The 13,494-nt window shown below is 72.7% G+C and carries 13 protein-coding genes; 6 read left to right on the top strand and 7 right to left on the bottom strand.

From position 1 onward, the window contains the following. Positions 1–21: 21 nt before the first annotated feature. From ABZ459_RS35350 to ABZ459_RS35340, 3 genes are all read left to right on the top strand, one after another. The gene (locus tag ABZ459_RS35350) at positions 22–2,211 is read left to right on the top strand and encodes a transglycosylase domain-containing protein (protein WP_357979694.1); all 2,190 of its coding nucleotides are present in this window, start codon (positions 22–24) and stop codon (positions 2,209–2,211) included. A 98-nt stretch (positions 2,212–2,309) separates the two neighbouring features. Then, entirely contained in the window at positions 2,310–2,915 is a 606-nt protein-coding gene (locus ABZ459_RS35345; RefSeq protein ID WP_357979692.1) for a superoxide dismutase family protein, read from the top strand. Between the two features lie 87 nt (positions 2,916–3,002). Then, positions 3,003–3,335 (top strand): putative quinol monooxygenase, encoded by a 333-nt coding sequence (locus tag ABZ459_RS35340; RefSeq protein WP_352352667.1) that lies wholly within the window; start codon positions 3,003–3,005, stop codon positions 3,333–3,335. 3 nt (positions 3,336–3,338) lie between these two features. Here ABZ459_RS35340 and ABZ459_RS35335 read toward each other — a convergent pair whose 3' ends face one another. Together ABZ459_RS35335 and ABZ459_RS35330 are read right to left on the bottom strand one after the other, a co-directional pair. Beyond that, complete coding sequence (locus tag ABZ459_RS35335; RefSeq protein WP_357979689.1) at positions 3,339–3,725, bottom strand: DoxX family protein; 387 nt, start codon at positions 3,723–3,725, stop codon at positions 3,339–3,341. Positions 3,726–3,751: 26 nt separating this feature from the next. Then, positions 3,752–4,663 carry an NAD(P)H-binding protein gene (locus ABZ459_RS35330; RefSeq protein WP_357979687.1) on the bottom strand — a complete coding sequence of 304 codons (912 nt, stop codon included), beginning with the start codon at positions 4,661–4,663 and terminating at the stop codon, positions 3,752–3,754. A 117-nt stretch (positions 4,664–4,780) separates the two neighbouring features. Here ABZ459_RS35330 and ABZ459_RS35325 point away from each other — a divergent pair, with 117 nt between their 5' ends. The 3 genes from ABZ459_RS35325 (at position 4,781) to ABZ459_RS35315 (ending at position 8,575) form a co-directional block, all read left to right on the top strand. Further along, positions 4,781–5,560 (top strand): CPBP family intramembrane glutamic endopeptidase, encoded by a 780-nt coding sequence (locus ABZ459_RS35325; protein WP_357979685.1) that lies wholly within the window; start codon positions 4,781–4,783, stop codon positions 5,558–5,560. A gap of 182 nt (positions 5,561–5,742) precedes the next feature. Continuing rightward, positions 5,743–7,737, top strand: coding sequence for a glycosyl hydrolase family 28-related protein (locus ABZ459_RS35320; RefSeq protein WP_357979683.1), 1,995 nt, complete (start codon positions 5,743–5,745; stop codon positions 7,735–7,737). 43 nt (positions 7,738–7,780) lie between these two features. Next, a complete protein-coding gene (locus ABZ459_RS35315) occupies positions 7,781–8,575 on the top strand; it encodes an SDR family oxidoreductase (RefSeq protein ID WP_357979681.1) in 795 nt (264 codons plus the stop codon). Positions 8,576–8,751: 176 nt separating this feature from the next. Here ABZ459_RS35315 and ABZ459_RS35310 read toward each other — a convergent pair whose 3' ends face one another. From ABZ459_RS35310 to ABZ459_RS35290, 5 genes are read right to left on the bottom strand one after another with little or no spacing between them, the layout of a single operon-like run. Then, entirely contained in the window at positions 8,752–9,321 is a 570-nt protein-coding gene (locus ABZ459_RS35310) for an NAD(P)H-dependent oxidoreductase (protein WP_357979679.1), read from the bottom strand. After that, complete coding sequence (locus tag ABZ459_RS35305) at positions 9,318–10,646, bottom strand: LLM class flavin-dependent oxidoreductase (RefSeq protein WP_357979677.1); 1,329 nt, start codon at positions 10,644–10,646, stop codon at positions 9,318–9,320. The genes ABZ459_RS35310 and ABZ459_RS35305 overlap by 4 nt, the downstream gene beginning before the upstream one ends. Continuing rightward, positions 10,643–11,605, bottom strand: a complete 963-nt coding sequence (locus ABZ459_RS35300; RefSeq protein WP_357979675.1) for an ABC transporter permease — start codon at positions 11,603–11,605, stop codon at positions 10,643–10,645. The genes ABZ459_RS35305 and ABZ459_RS35300 overlap by 4 nt, the downstream gene beginning before the upstream one ends. Further along, on the bottom strand, positions 11,598–12,434 hold the full coding sequence (locus tag ABZ459_RS35295; protein WP_357979673.1) for an ABC transporter ATP-binding protein: 837 nt from the start codon (positions 12,432–12,434) through the stop codon (positions 11,598–11,600). Before ABZ459_RS35295 ends, ABZ459_RS35300 begins: the two co-directional genes overlap by 8 nt. Next, positions 12,431–13,450 carry an ABC transporter substrate-binding protein gene (locus ABZ459_RS35290; protein WP_357979671.1) on the bottom strand — a complete coding sequence of 340 codons (1,020 nt, stop codon included), beginning with the start codon at positions 13,448–13,450 and terminating at the stop codon, positions 12,431–12,433. Before ABZ459_RS35290 ends, ABZ459_RS35295 begins: the two co-directional genes overlap by 4 nt. Positions 13,451–13,494 lie beyond the last annotated feature (44 nt).

Here is a 13,494-nt window from a genome sequence, read left to right as displayed (position 1 = left end):
TCCGCCCGGAGGTGCTCCCGCATGCCCCATCGCCTGTCGAACGTCGCCCGGCTCGCGGTCGCGGCGATGTCGGCCGGATTGCTGACGGCCGCGATCACGCTGCCCGCCGTCGGCGGCACCGGCACGCTGGTCGTCTCCGCCACCGAGCAGCTGAACCTCAAGCCGGTGGCGCTGGCCGAGCCGCCCCTCGCGCAGACCTCCACCGTGTACGACGCCCGCGGCAACGTGATCGCCCGCTTCTACGACCAGAACCGCGAGATCGTCCGCCTGGACCAGATCTCCGAGGTGATGCGGACGGCGGTCGTCGCCATCGAGGACGACCGGTTCTACGAGCACGGCGCGATCGACATGGAGGGCACGCTGCGCGCCCTGGTCAAGAACCTCAGCTCCGACCGGCTCAGCCAGGGCGGTTCGAGCATCACCCAGCAGTACGTCAAGCAGGTGCTGCTCAACGCGGCCGACACCGAGCAGGACAAGAACAAGGCTCTGGAGGCCAGCTACGCCCGCAAGCTCAAGGAGCTGCGCTACGCGATGGGCGTCGAGCAGAAGTACGGCAAGGACGAGATCCTGCGCCGCTACCTCAACATCGCCTACTTCGGCGCGGGGGCCAACGGCGTGCAGGCCGCGGCCAGGCGGTTCTTCGGCGTCCCGGCGTCCCGGCTCGACCTGGCCCAGGCCGCCACGCTGGCGGGCGCCGTGCAGGACCCGAACACGACCGACCCGAGCCGCGGCAGGAAGGCCCGCGCGCTGCTGCTCGCCCGGCGGAACGTGGTGCTCGACCGGATGGCCGAGCTCGGCAGGATCACGCCGGAGCAGGCGTCCGCGGCCAAGGCGAAGAAGCTGGGGTTCAAGGACGTCCGGCTGCCCAACGGCTGTGGCGACAGCGACCATCCGTACTTCTGCGAGTACGTCCGGCACGAGCTGCTGGCCAACCCGGCCTTCGGCGACACGCGGCGGGTCAGGGAACGCGCCTTCGCGCAGGGCGGCCTGAAGATCTACACCACGCTCGACCCGAAGGCCCAGGCCGCCGCCGACCGGGCGATCAGGAAGCACGTCAACGCCACCGACCACGCCCTGGCCGCCGAGGCGCTGGTCGAGCCCGGCACCGGCGCGATCAGGGCCATGGCCGCCAGCCGCGGCTACGGCTCCTCGGCCAGGAAGAAGCAGATCTCCTTCAACGCGGTGGCCGACGCGCGGCACGGCGGGCTGATCGGCTTCCAGGCGGGCTCGACGTTCAAGACGTTCACCCTGGTCGAGGCGCTCAAACAGGGCATGAAGGTGGACGACGGCATCACCGTGGGCAACGGCTACAACGCCCCCTCCACCGCCGCCTTCAGGAACTGCGACGGCGCCGGCGTCGGCGACCCGTCCTGGACGGTCACCAACGACGAGGGCTCCCCCGGTTTCAAGACGCTGCAGACCGGCACGTGGGGCTCGGTGAACACGTTCTTCATGGCGCTGGAGCAGCGGGTGGGGCTGTGCCGGACGGTGGAGACGGCCAAGTCGCTCGGGATCGCGCGGGCCGACGGGCGCAAGCTCCAGGAGTACGAGACGTTCACGCTCGGCATCAACGAGACCGACCCGGTGACGGTGGCCACCGCGTATGCCGCCATCGCCGCCCGGGGCAGGTACTGCGGGCCGATGGCCATCACCAGGATCACCGACGCCGCCACCGGCCGGCCGACCTCGTACCGGCCGTCGTGCCGGCAGGCGCTCGATCCGGGCGTCGCCGACGCGACCGCGCACATCCTGTCGGGCGTGTTCACCAAGGGCACGATGAGCCGCGTCGGCGGCATCGGCCGCCCGGCGGCGGGCAAGACCGGCACCACCGACGGGTACGCCTCGGCGTGGTTCGCCGGGTTCACCCCGGATCTGGCGGGCGCGGTCAGCATCGGCGACCCGCGCGGCTCGCAGCGGTACAAGCTGGTGAACACCACGATCGGCGGCCGGTACTTCGCCCTGGTGGCCGGGGCCTCGCTGCCGGGACCGATCTGGAACGACACGATGAGGGCGGCGCTGAAGGGCGTGCCCGCCACGCGGTTCACGCCGATCGACACCGGGCGCTTCGGCGGCTGCGGCGACGCCTGCGCGCCCGCCCGTCCCGACCGGGACGCGGGCCGTTCCGACGCGGGCGAGCCCGGACCGGGCCGGACGGACCTGGGAGAGACCGGCCTCGGGGAGCCGGCCCCCGACGACCGGACGGCCCCATAACCCCGACGGGTGACTCAAGAGCTATACGACAGGCGGCGCGGCACGACCGTACCCTCGATGAGTCCGCACATCTCCGCCTCACGAGGGACGGTTTCGCCATGCCCAAGGCACGGACGTTCGGCCGGACACATCTGGCGCTCTGCCTCGCGCTCGCCGCCGGGGTCGCCGCCATCGGCGTGAGCGCGGTGGCCGACGCCACCGCCTCGCGCCAGGGCGACCCGCGGCCCGTGGTCATCCGCGACACGCGCGGCGTCGCGGTCGGGCGGCTCAGCATCCTGCGCGAGGGGTTCGGGACGGCACGCGTCTCGGTCTCGGTCAAGGGCCTGACGCCCGGCTTCCACGGCTTCCACATCCACACGGCGGGCCTGTGCGACCCGAAGGCCGTCGATCCCGCGACCGGCCAGGTCTCCCCCTTCTTCACCGCCGGAGGCCACCTCGACCTGACCGGCGGCGTCCACGCCGGGCACTCGGGCGACCTGCCGCCGCTGCTGGTCGGCAAGGACGGGTCGGGCACCGCGTCGGTCGTCACCGACCGGTTCGGGCTGCGCGAGCTGACCGACGCCGACGGCAGCGCGGTCATCGTGCACGCGCTGCCCGACAACCTGGCCAACATCCCCGCCCGCTACGCCCCCGACGGCCCCGACGAGGCCACCCACAGGACGGGCGACGCGGGCGGCCGCACCGCCTGTGGCGTGATCAGGTGACGCGACGCGCGTGAGGCCCGCCGTGGCCGGGCGGCGGTGTGCGGCTAGTCTCGTGCCGTAACGCCGCCGACCTCGGGAGTTCCCGTCATGATCTTCATCACCGCGAAGTTCCGCGTCCTGCCGGAGCACGCCGGCCGCTGGCCGGAGATCTCGGCCGAGTTCACCGAGGCCACCCGCGCCGAGCCGGGCTGCCTGTGGTTCGACTGGTCGCGCAGCCTCGACGACCCGGCCGAGTACGTCCTCGTCGAGGCCTTCCGCGACGACGCGGCCGGGGCGGCGCACGTGACGTCGGCGCACTTCAAGCAGGCCCAGCAGGTGCTGCCCGGCTACCTGGCCGAGACGCCGCGCATCGTCAACGCGAACGTCCCGCAGGACGACTGGTCGCTGCTCGGCGAGATGGCCGTCCCCGAGCGCGGCTGACCCTCAGGGCCGCAGCACCAGCGCCGGGTCCAGCGCCAGGGTGGCGACCGCGAGCGCGAGGAACACGATCGCCAGGGAGAACTGCGGCGAGCGGTCGGCCACGCGCAGGTGGGTGTAGACGGCGCAGACGAAGTAGAGGACGAGCCCGGCCGCGGCCGCCGTCCCGGCCAGGGGCACGCCCAGCAGGCCGAGCGTCAGCCCCGCCGCGCCGGCCGCCTTCAGCGTGCCGATCGGCCAGACCAGCCACGACCGCGGCACCCCGGCCCGGTCGAGCGCAGGGCCGAGCGACCGCATGACCGGTTCGAGGCGGGTCATGGCGGCGAACCCGGAGAAGGCGTTGCAGGCGATCGTCAGCAGCGCGGTGACGACGTAGGCGGTGGAGTGCGGCACGGGATCCCCCGGTCGGTGTCGGCTGGTCAGCCATGAGGGCGGAGACCGGGCGCCTGACCTGCGGCCGGATGGTCCTGGGGGGCGAAGGCGGGGGCGTGGGCGGCGGCCCAGGCGGCGAAGGTGCCGGGCGGGCGGCCGAGCACCGCGGCCGCGTCCTCGGTGACCGGGTGCTGGGGGCGCGTGGCGTACCTGGCGTAGCGGGCCAGCAGGGCCCGGACGAACGGCTCCGGCAGGCCGCCCGCGACCAGGTGCCGCTCGGCGGCCTCCGGCGGGATCTCCTCGAAGCGCAGCGGCCGGCCGATCGCCTCGCCGAGCACGGCCACCATCGCGGCGTGGGTCAGCGACTCGGGCCCGGTCAGTTCGAGCCGGCGTCCGGCGTACCCGCCGAGCAGCGTCCTGGCGGCGATCTCGACCAGGTCCCGCTCATCGATCGGCACCTCCTGGAAGCCGGCGTGCACGTACCGGACGACGTCCCCGGCCCGGATCTGGGGGGCCCACGCCTGGAGGGCGTTCCCGGCGAAGGAGGCGGCGCGCAGGCTGGTCCACTCCAGGCCGCTGTCCACGGCGGCGGCCTCGGCCTCCTTGTTCCGGTCGCCGCGGAAGCGGGAGGGCTGCTCGTCGAGGGGCTCGTCGACGTTCATCGCGGACAGGGCCACCACCCGCCGCGCCCCGCGTTCGGCGGCGCGGGCGAGCAGGCCGGGCGCCCCGTCGCCGATGGCGCGCGGGTGCAGGAAGACGGCGGTGACGCCGTCCAGGTGGCCGGCGAGGGTCTCGGGGCGGGCCGGGTCGCCCTCGACGGCCTCGGCCCCGGCGGGCAGGCGCACCCCGGCCGCCGAGCGGGTGACGGCGCGTACCTTGACCCCTCGGGCGGTGAGCAGTTCGACCAGCGGGCGTCCGAAAGCGCCGGTGGCGCCGGTGACGAGAATCATGTCGTTCATGCCCTCTGAGAGGAACCCGGGACGGAAAGTGTGACATCGCCATGACCGGGTCCCGGGGACCCGCCGACAAGGGGTGCTTTATCCGGATCGGAGCGCTGGGCGGCTAATCTGCGGCCCATGCACACCCAGTCACTCGCACCCGCTCCGGCCCTCGGCCCCAGACTCATCAAAGCCGAGATCCTCGTCGTGCTGTCGGTCTCGCTCGGCGCCAGCGCGGTGCTGTCGCTGGTCCGGCTGATCGGCTCGCTGACCGCGCCCAAGGAGCTGAAGGGGCAGCAGGCCGTGCTGGTCGGCTCGCTGGCTCCCGGGCGGCCGTGGCTGGACCTGACGTTGCAGCTCGTGGACATCGCGATCTCGGTGGCGCCGGTCGCGCTGGTGGCGTACCTGCTGGTCCGGTCGGGCGAGTCGTTGCGGACGATCGGGGTGGACCTGCGCGAGCCGGGCCGCGACACGTTGCGCGGCGCGCTGCTCGCCGCCGCGATCGGCGGCACGGGGCTGGCCTTCTACCTGGTCGTCTACGCGCTGGGCGTCAACCTGACGGTGGTGCCGGGGCAGTTGCCGGAGGTGTGGTGGCGGGTGCCGGTGCTGCTGCTGGCCGCCACGCAGAACGGGGTGCTGGAGGAGGTGCTGGTCAGCGGCTACCTGCTGCACCGGCTGGACCAGGCGGGCTGGGGGCCGTGGCGGGCGGTGGTCGTGTCGTCGGTGTTGCGGGGGTCGTACCACCTGTATCAGGGGTTCGGGGGGTTCGTCGGGAACGTGGTGATGGGGCTGGTGTTCGGGCGGCTGTACCAGCGGTGGGGGCGCGCGATGCCGCTGGTGATCGCGCACACGCTGATCGACGTGGTGGCCTTCGTCGGGTACGCCGCCCTGCACGGCCGGGTGAGCTGGCTCCCCTGACGCAAGCCACTTGCGTGACTGTCGCAAAAAACTGATAAACGCTTGCACCTCGATAACAAGACTTCGGAACTTCCTCGCAGGAGTCTTGTGTCGCGGGGTCGTGGGGTCCTACTGTCACCTCACCCCCCGAGAGAATCGAGCTTCGGATGTCAGGCACGAGCACATCCCGGAGGGTCGTGGCGGTGCTCGCCGCGGCTCTCGGCCTCCCCCTCGCCTCGCTCGCCGTCCCCGCGCAGGCCGCCACTCAAGCCGCCGCTGAAGCCGCCGCTGCAGCCGTCGCGGCGCAGCGGCCCGTGGTCACCAGGGCCGCCCTCGACCCCGCCCTCGTCGCCGGCCGGGGCGCGCGCGTCGGCTTCGCCGAGCAGGAGGCCGAGAACGCCCCCACGGACGGCACGGTCATCGGCCCCGACCGCACCGCGTACACGCTGCCCGCCGAGGCGTCCGGGCGGCGGGCGGTCCGGCTGACGCCCGGCCGGCACGTCGAGTTCACCCTGCCGGCCGCGGCCAACGCGATCACCGTGCGCTACAGCATCCCCGACGCGCCAACGGGCGGCGGCATCACCGCGCCGCTCGACGTCGCGGTCAACGGCCGCCACCGGGCCACCATGACGCTGACGTCGCAGTACTCGTGGCTGTACAACCAGTACCCCTTCACCGACGACCCCGGCGCCGACCTGCTGCACCCGGACTGGTGGATCACCGAGTGCTCCTGCGTGCCCAGCGCCACCACCCCGGCCCCGGCGATCGCCAAGCCGTTCCGGCCCAGCCACTTCTACGACGAGCAGCGCCTGCTGCTCGGGCGCACCTACCGGGCGGGCGACCGGATCCGGCTGACGGCGGGCGCCGGAGCCGCCTGGACGGTCATCGACCTGCTCGACTCCGAACTCGTCGCCCCGCCGCGGATCGAGCCGGTCGCGGCGAACGTGCTGGCCTTCGGCGCCGACCCGGCCGGGCGCCGCGAGTCGTCGGCCGCCTTCGACCGGGCCATCGCCTTCGCCAGGCGCGCCCATCTGAAGGTCTACGTCCCGCCCGGCACGTACCAGGTCAACCGGCACATCGTCGTGGACGACGTGACGATCACCGGCGCCGGAAGCTGGTACACGATCATCAAGGGCCGCGAGGTCGCCCTGGACGCCCCCGCGCCCGACGGGTCCGTCCACACCGGCGTCGGCTTCTACGGCAAGGACGCCGCGGACGGCGGCAGCCGGAACGTGCGCCTGTCCGGGTTCGCCATCGAGGGCGACGTCCGCGAGCGCATCGACACCGACCAGGTCAACGGCGTCGGCGGCGCGATGAGCGACTCCGCCATCGAGGGCCTCTACATCCACCACACCAAGGTCGGCGTCTGGTTCGACGGCCCGATGAACGGCACCCGCGTCGTCGGCAACGTGATCGCCGACCAGATCGCCGACGGGCTCAACCTGCACACCGGCGTCACCGGCACGGTCGTGTCGGACAACTTCGTCCGCAACTCCGGCGACGACGGCCTGGCGATGTGGTCGGAGCGGACGGCGGACGCCCGCAACACCTTCGACCACAACACGGTCCAGACGCCGGTGCTGGCCAACGGCATCGCCGTCTACGGCGGCACGGACAACACGGTCTCGGCCAACCTGATCGCCGACCCCGTGCGCGAGGGCAGCGCCCTGCAGGTCGGCTCCCGCTTCGGCGCCGAGCCGTTCGCGGGCCGCCTGGACATCACCGGCAACACCACCGTGCGGGCCGGCACGTACGAGCTGAACTGGAAGATCGGCCTCGGCGCCATCTGGTTCTACGCCCTGGAGCGGAACATCGACGCCGACATCCGGGTGACCGGCGACCACTACCTGGACAGCACCTACAACGCCGTCATGCTGGTCGCCGACTGGCCCGTCAAGGACCTCTACTCCATCACCGGCCTGCGCTTCAAGGACGTCCGGGTGGACGGCACGGGCACCTCGGTGCTCAGCGCCCGCGCCGCCGGCTCGGCCGCCTTCGAGAACGTGGACGCCCGCAACGTGGGCGCGGTCCCCGTCAACAACTGCGGCACCTTCCACTTCACCCCGTCCGGCTCGGAGTTCTCGCTGACGGACGGCGGCGGCAACGACGGCTGGCTCGCCCCCTGGCTCCTGCCCAACACCCTCACCTGCGACGACCGTCCTCCGGTGGTCCCGCCGCCGGCCCCCGCCCCCTGGTGAGACGGCCGCGTTAGGCGCCGGGGTGCGGGGCAGGAGGGACGGCATGACCGACACCTACGACCGGGTCGCCGTCGTCACGGGCGCCGACTCCGGCATCGGCAGGGCCACCGCCGTGCTGCTGGCCGAGCACGGGTTCGACGTGGGGATCACGTACCACGAGGACGAGGACGGCGCACGGGAGACCGCCGCGCTGGTCCGGGACGCGGGCAAGGCGGCGGCCGTGCGCCGCCACGACCTGACCGACCCGGTCCGCGCCGCGCACGTCGTCGACGAGCTGGCCGGGGACCTGGGCGGGCTCGGGGTGCTGGTCAACAACGCCGGCACCGGGTCGTCGGAGCCGCTGCTCGACATGGACTACGAGCGCTGGCGTTCGGTGCTGGCGGTGGACCTGGACGGGCCGTTCCTGTGCGCGCAGCGGGCGGCCCGGCGGATGGTCGCCGAGGGGCGCGGCGGCCGGATCGTGAACGTCACCAGCGTGCACGAGGAGTACCCGAGGGTGGGGGCGGGGCCGTACTGCGCGGCCAAGGGCGGGTTGAAGCTGCTCAGCCGGGTGCTGGCGCTGGAACTGGCCGCGCACGGCATCACGGTCAACACGGTCGCGCCCGGCGAGATCGCCACCCCGATGACCGGGCAGGAGGACCGGCCGCCGCGGGCCGGGAGCCGTCCGGGGTACCCGATCCCGCGGCCGGGCGACGCCCGGGAGGTCGCCGCGGTCATCGCCTTCCTGGCCTCGCCGGCCGCCTCGTACATGACCGGCTCGTCGGTGTTCGTGGATGGCGGCCTGGTCACGATGGGACCGCAGGCGGCGGGGGCGCTCCAGTCCGGAGACTGGCGTTGACCCCGCACCCCCGCCCGCCCGCTCCCACGCGGCACCCCCGCCCTCAGACGGGTGGCACCGCACGCTCTCGGACGGCGGCCCGTCGCCCTTGAGGCGGCGGCCCGCCGTTCTTCAGACAGTGACCCTCGTCCTTCGGACAGTGACCCTCCGTCCTTCAGGCAGTGGTCCGCCGTCCTTCAGGCGGTGGCCGGATGGCCGACCGCGAGGGCGGCGGCCACCTGCGGCGCGACCCGCTCCGCCCAGCGGCCCAGGAGCTCCTCCAGCTCGGGCGGCCGCGGCTCCAGCACGGACAGCGGTGACTCCCGCACGGCCAGCTGCGACTCCAGCACGGCGAGCCCCGGCGTCGGCACGGTCGCGCCCAGCTCCACCAGCAGCGGCCGCAGGTGCACCTCGACCGCCAGCGCGTGCTTCGGATCCCCCATGACCAGCAGCGGCAACGCCACCACCCCGGCCAGCGCCTCCGGCCGCAACCGGTCGAGGAACGCCTTCAGCAGCCCGGTGTACGTGCCCTTGTAGGTGGGGCTGGCCACCACCAGCACCCGCGCCTCGGCGACCAGCTCCAGCGCCACCTCGACGCCGGGCGCGGGCCCGGGGGCGAGCAGGTGCGGCCCGAGCGCCGACAGGTCGATCACGTCGTGCGCGCCCGGGAGGCCGAGCCGCCGCGCGACGGCCTCGGCGGCCTCCACGGCCACGGTCCGCGTCCTGGAGCCCTCGCGGGGGTTGCCGACCAGCGCGACGACGCTCATCCGGCCACCGCCGCCGCCAGCCCGGCGTACCGGGAGACGGGCCGGGTCAGGCCGTAGTTGTCGCGGAGGGTACGGCCCTCGTACTCGTACCGGAACAGGCCCCTTACCTGCAACTCCGGCACGACGTGGTCCACGAAGTCGGACAGGCCCGACGGGAGCAGCGGCGGCATGATGTTGAAGCCGTCGGCGGCCCCGGTGAAGAACCACTCCTGGAGCTGGTCGGCGATCTGCTCGGGCGTCCCGGCGACCACGCGGTGGCCGCGGCCGCCGGCCAGCCGGTTGAGCAGTTGCCTGACCGTCAGGCGTTCCCGCCTGGCCAGGTCGATGACGAGCTTGCGCCGGCTCTGCGCGCCCTCGGTCTCGACGGGCACGTCCGGCAGCGGCCGGTCGAGGTCGTCCTCGGCCAGCTCGATGCCGGTCATGTGGGAGAGCTGGGCCAGGCCGTAGGCGGGGATGATCAGGTCTTCGAGCTCCTTCTCCAGGTGCAGCGCCTCCCGTTCGGTCGAGCCGATGATCGGCGAGATGCCGGGCAGGACGAGCACGTCGCCGGGCTGCCTGCCGTGGGCGGCCACCCGCCGCTTGAGGTCGCTGTAGAACTCCTGGCCCTCCTCCAGGGTCTGCTGGGCGGTGAAGACGGCCTCGGCGTGCCGGGCGGCGAACTCCTTGCCGTCCTCCGACGAGCCGGCCTGCACCAGCAGCGGGCGGCCCTGCGGGGAGCGGGAGGTGTTCAGCGGCCCCCGGACGGCGAAGTGGCGGCCGATGTGCTCGACGGGATGGATCTTGCCGGTGTCGGCGTAGCGGCCGCCGGTGCGGTCGCCCAGGATGGCGTCGTCCTCCCAGCTGTCCCAGAGCTTGCCGGCGACCTCCAGGAACTCGTCCGCCCTGGCGTAGCGGGCGGCGTGCGTGGGGCGTTCGACGCCGAAGTTGAGCGCCTCGGCCTCGCTGGCGGAGGTGACGATGTTCCAGCCGGCCCGGCCGCCGCTGATGTGGTCGAGGGAGGCGAACTTGCGCGCCACGTGGAAGGGCTCGTTGTACGTCGTGGAGACGGTCGCGATGAGCCCGATGTGGTCGGTCACCGCGGCGAGCGCGGCCAGCAGCGTGAGCGGCTCCAGCCCGCCGAGCGCGTTGTGCCGGACGTCGCCCTGCAGGGCCACGCCGTCGGCGAGGAAGAGCGAGTCGAGCTTGCCGCGCTCGGCGATCCTGGCCAGCTCCTGGTAGTGGCGGACGTCGGTCAGGCGGCTCGGCTCGGTGCGGGGGTGCCGCCAGGCGGCCTCGTGATGGCCGACGCCCATGAGGAAGGCGTTCAGGTGGAGCTTTCTCGTCACGTGGTCCTCCAGGTGGAGAAGCGGCGCTCGACGCCGATCAGGAGCAGGTTGAACAGCAGGCCGACCACGGAGATCGTGATGATGCCGGCGTACATGTCGGGGATGCGGAAGCTGGACTGGGCGTCGAGGATGAGGTAGCCGAGCCCGGCCTTGGCGCCGACCATCTCGGCGAACAGCAGCACGAGGATCGAGTACGCGCCCGCCAGGCGCACCCCCGTGAAGATGGTGGGCACGGCGGCCGGCAGGATCACCTTCTGGAACAGCCGCACCGGGCCGAGCCCCATCGACCGGGCCGACTTGATCAGCAGGGGTTCGACGGTCTTCACGCCGCTGACGGTGTTGAGCAGGATGGGCCAGGAGCAGGCGTACAGGACGAACGCCACCTTCGTCGTCTCGCCGATGCCGAGGATGAGCGTGAAGACCGGCAGCAGCGCGACCGCCGAGGTGTTGCGGAACACCTCCAGCAGCGGGGTGAGGAAGTCGGCGACGGGCTTGTACCAGCCGATCAGCAGCCCGAGCGGGATGGCCAGCACGATCGCCAGCCCGAACCCGGACAGCGAACGCGCCAGCGACGCCTCCAGGTGCTCGGGGAGCCGGCCCGTGAGCAGCAGGTCCGCGCCGGCGGCCAGGCTCTCCGACAGCGGCGGCACGAACACGGGGTCCACCACGCCGAGGCGGGGCAGCACCTCCCAGGCGGCCAGGAGCAGCAGGATCGCGGCCGAGTTCCGCCCCGCCCGCCGCGCCAGCCTCCACGTCGCCGCGGGGGACGCCGCCGTCCGGCTCACCCCCGCCGGGGCCGGGTTCCGGCTCTCCCCCTCGGTGGGCCGGATCGGGGCGGCGGGCTCTTTCCCGTTGGTGCGCTCGTCCCCGGCGGCGGGGTCGGGCTCGTCGTCGGGGAGGTCGTACCAGTGGACGTCGCCCTCGGGCCGCGTCCGTTCGTCGGCGCGGGCGTCAGTCATGCCGGATCGCCGCCTTCCGCTCCTGCACCTGCGCCGCGGCGACCTCGTCGCGCAGCAGCCCCCACACGTGGTGCCGGTACTCGCCGAAGCGCGGGTCGGCCCGCAGGTCGCCCTCGCGCGAGTCGAACTCCACCTCGATGATCTCCTTGATCCGGCCGGGCCTGGAGGTCATCACGGCGACGCGCTGCCCCAGGTAGACGGCCTCGTCGATGCCGTGCGTGATGAAGACGACGGTCTTGCGGGTGTGCTGCCAGATGCGCAGCAGCTCCTCCTGGAGCGACTCGCGGGTCTGCGCGTCGAGCGCGGCGAACGGCTCGTCCATCAGCAGGACGTCGGGGTCGAAGGCCAGGCTGCGGGCGATGGCGACGCGCTGGCGCATGCCGCCCGACAGTTCGTGCGGGTAGCGGTCCTCGAAGCCGGACAGGCCGACCAGTTCCAGGTGCCGCCGCGCCCGTTCCGTACGCTCGGCCCTGGGCACGCCCTTGGCCTCCAGCCCGAAGGCCACGTTGGCCAGCGCGGTCCGCCAGGGGAACAGCGCGTACTGCTGGAAGACGATCCCCCGGTCGAGGCCGGGCCCGGTGACGGGCGCGCCGTTGACCACGATCTGGCCCGACGTCGGCTCGGTGAGCCCCGCGACCAGGTCGAGGAGGGTGGACTTGCCGCAGCCGCTCGGCCCGACGAGCGTGAAGAACTCCCCTTCGCGGACGTCGAGGTCGATCCCGGACAGGGCGGTGAACGGCTCGCCCGCGTCCCTGACCGTGAACTCCTTGGAGACGTTCCGGATGCCGATCTTCGTCTGGACGCCGGTCTCGCTGATCGTGGCGGTCATGAGCCGCTCCCGTTCGCGTAGGGGTTGAACTCGTTGGTGTAGAGGTCGGTGGCCTTGACCTGCCCAGGACGGATCTCGCCCTCGCGCTGGAGCCAGTCGATCCACCGCTGGAACTCCCGGCTGTCGATGACGCCGCCCTTGCCCGCGATGCCGGTGCTCTTCCAGAGCTTCACGACGTCGGTGGTCTCGTTGCGCCCGCGCCTGGCGATGATCTGCTCGAACTTGGCGACGACCTCCTCGCGCGGGTGGGTCTGCGCCCAGGCGATGGCCTTGGCGAAGCCGGCGACGAAGGTCCGGACGGTGCCGGGGTTCCTGGCGATGAAGTCCTCGCGCAGCACGACGGCCCCGGCCGTGAACGGCCCGAACAGCTCGACGTCGGTGAACAGCGGACGCAGCCCGCCGCGTTCGAGCGCCTTGTCCTTGAGCACGCCGCCGAGCGTGCCGACGTCGAGCTGCCCCTGCCGCAGCGCCTGCTCGGTGTTGACCGGCGGGATGACCACGAGCTGGACCTGCTCGATCTCGGCCGGGGTCAGCCCCTGACGCTTGAGGAACTCCTTGATGACGGCCTCGTGGTGGGCGCCGAGGGTGTTGACGCCGATCTTCTTGCCGATGAGGTCGCGGGCGGTCCTGATCGGGCTGTCGTCCTTGACGTAGTAGCCGTTGAACGACTTCTCGTCCGAGCCGTAGTAGCCGATCACCGCCTTGATCGGGGCCTTGGCCGCCTTGAGCTTGATGACGGCGCCGTCGAACGCGCCGCCGAAGTCGGTCTGGCCGGTGGCCGCGGACTGGATGTCCTGCGGCCCGGAGGTGGTGTTGCCCACCCACTTGAGCTTGACGTCGCCGAGGTAGCCGAGCTCCGCGGCCAGTTCGGGGAAGGTGACGTTGCCCGCGCTGCCCTGGTAGCGAAGCTCCTTCACCTCCGGTTCGCCGGGTTTCGCCGAGCCCTCGGCCGCACCGCAGCCGACGGTCACGGTGGCGAGCAGCACGGCGAGGAGTGCACGTCTGATGTTGATCACGATGAGTTCCTCTGGGGAGAACTGCGCAGGGGGGAGGGAGGTCT

Origin of the sequence: Nonomuraea sp. NPDC005692 (assembly GCF_040631115.1) — a bacterium.
Classification (GTDB): Bacteria; Actinomycetota; Actinomycetes; order Streptosporangiales; family Streptosporangiaceae; genus Nonomuraea.
Note: the sequence above shows the minus strand (reverse complement) of the source record. Positions and strands in the feature narration are given on the sequence as shown.

Coding starts and splice junctions, on each gene's coding strand:
- ABZ459_RS35325 (WP_357979685.1), top strand. CDS start 4,781: ATGCACACCCAGTCACTCGCACCCGCTCCGGCCCTCGGCCCCAGACTC.
- ABZ459_RS35330 (WP_357979687.1), bottom strand. CDS start 4,663: ATGAACGACATGATTCTCGTCACCGGCGCCACCGGCGCTTTCGGACGC.
- ABZ459_RS35340 (WP_352352667.1), top strand. CDS start 3,003: ATGATCTTCATCACCGCGAAGTTCCGCGTCCTGCCGGAGCACGCCGGC.
- ABZ459_RS35350 (WP_357979694.1), top strand. CDS start 22: ATGCCCCATCGCCTGTCGAACGTCGCCCGGCTCGCGGTCGCGGCGATG.
- ABZ459_RS35300 (WP_357979675.1), bottom strand. CDS start 11,605: ATGACTGACGCCCGCGCCGACGAACGGACGCGGCCCGAGGGCGACGTC.
- ABZ459_RS35310 (WP_357979679.1), bottom strand. CDS start 9,321: ATGAGCGTCGTCGCGCTGGTCGGCAACCCCCGCGAGGGCTCCAGGACG.
- ABZ459_RS35295 (WP_357979673.1), bottom strand. CDS start 12,434: ATGACCGCCACGATCAGCGAGACCGGCGTCCAGACGAAGATCGGCATC.
- ABZ459_RS35315 (WP_357979681.1), top strand. CDS start 7,781: ATGACCGACACCTACGACCGGGTCGCCGTCGTCACGGGCGCCGACTCC.
- ABZ459_RS35345 (WP_357979692.1), top strand. CDS start 2,310: ATGCCCAAGGCACGGACGTTCGGCCGGACACATCTGGCGCTCTGCCTC.